3 protein-coding genes are annotated in these 1,299 nt (G+C 45.2%); all 3 read right to left on the bottom strand.

Annotated features, from left to right (window positions below; all coding sequences use genetic code 11):
* Nucleotides 1-155: 155 nt before the first annotated feature.
* Genes BUB43_RS10945 through BUB43_RS11515 form a run of 3 tightly spaced genes read right to left on the bottom strand, consistent with a single transcriptional unit; the run spans nt 156 to nt 1,232 of the window.
* Nucleotides 156-974: an IS3 family transposase gene (locus BUB43_RS10945; protein ID WP_083541324.1), complete on the bottom strand. Its 819-nt coding sequence runs from the start codon at nt 972-974 to the stop codon at nt 156-158.
* Nucleotides 968-1,138 carry a transposase gene (locus BUB43_RS11600; protein ID WP_395858378.1) on the bottom strand — a complete coding sequence of 57 codons (171 nt, stop codon included), beginning with the start codon at nt 1,136-1,138 and terminating at the stop codon, nt 968-970. Before BUB43_RS11600 ends, BUB43_RS10945 begins: the two co-directional genes overlap by 7 nt.
* Nucleotides 1,056-1,232: a hypothetical protein gene (locus BUB43_RS11515; RefSeq protein WP_260200817.1), complete on the bottom strand. Its 177-nt coding sequence runs from the start codon at nt 1,230-1,232 to the stop codon at nt 1,056-1,058. The genes BUB43_RS11600 and BUB43_RS11515 overlap by 83 nt, the downstream gene beginning before the upstream one ends.
* Nucleotides 1,233-1,299 lie beyond the last annotated feature (67 nt).

Genomic DNA, 1,299 nt, shown 5'->3' with positions numbered 1-1,299 from the left:
GAAATTTGCACCTGCCAACCGAAACGGAATTAGGCTCTGCTGAGGAGCAACCTGAGAGGGATAGGTTGGCCGACGAAATATAGTTTTCAAGGGCACTGCTTTTTGCGGTGCTTTTTTCTGAATTATATTTCAGAAGTTCATGCCTTAAAAAAACCTTATGCTGCCTCATATTCCGATGGGGTTTTAAAGTCCAGTGCTTCGTGCGGACGTTCATAATTGTAGTCTTCTATCCAGCGTTCCGTAAGGTCTTTTACATCCTGAAGGGAGAAAAACAGGTTGGCGTCCAGCACATCTTCTCTGTAGGTTTTGTTGAAACGCTCGATAATGGCATTCTGCTGTGGCTTTCCTTTTTGGATTTTAACCCATTCAATGTTGTTTTTATCCAGCCAATCCTGGAAAAGGCCCGAGGTAAACTCCGGGCCGTTGTCCGTGCGTATTCCCTTGGGCTTGCCGTGCTTCTCAATCATGCGCTCCAAAAAATGGATGACCGCTCTGGACGGCATGGATGTACGCGCATCAATCCCCAGACATTTTCTGTTGTACTGATCAACAATATTCAGCGTTCGAAATCGGGATCCCCTCGCCAGTGCGTCACTCATAAAGTCCATTGCCCATTCCTCATTACGCTCCAAAGGTACAGCGATGGGATTGGCAGGATTGTCAAACCGTTTCCTTTTCATTCTTTTGTAAAGCGAAAAACCATACTTCTGATAGACCCTTCGGATTTGCGAAGAACCGTACCCCGGGTACTTTTTACGAAGCTTCACGATGACTTTCTTGCGTCCCAGCCTGCTGGTTCCCAATATCGAGGTGATGGCTTCTCGAAGTTTTTCATCTTTTTCGGGCATCCGTTTTTTATAATATTTTGAGGTTCTTGAGCGTCCCATTACGCGGCACACCTTAGCATAACTTATCTCCGGTCTTTTCTCCCGAATATAAGCAATACAACGCTCCTTCTGATAAGGTGTTACCACTTTTTTGAGTTGACCTCCTTTAAAATATCGATGGAAATCTGCTGGTCCGCCACAATGCGCTTGAGACGGGCATTCTCCGCTTCAAGTTCCTTGACACGCTGGAGTTCCGAAAGACTCATTCCTCCATACTTGCTCTTCCAGTTGTAAAATGTTTGTTCGGAGATACCGTATTCCCGGCAGATCTCCCACTTTCTTGCCTTCCTGCTGGCTCTGGAGCATCCTGATAATCTGAGGCTCCGTAAATCTTGATTTTTTCATTGCTTTTTTTCCAAAGTTAAAGTTAATACTCCAATTTTAACCTGTCTGAAAAAAGCAGCCATGTACC

This window comes from Cruoricaptor ignavus (assembly GCF_900141665.1).
Lineage (GTDB): Bacteria > Bacteroidota > Bacteroidia > Flavobacteriales > Weeksellaceae > Cruoricaptor > Cruoricaptor ignavus.
The sequence above is the reverse complement of the archived record's forward strand: the minus strand, read 5'-3'. Positions and strand labels throughout refer to the sequence as shown.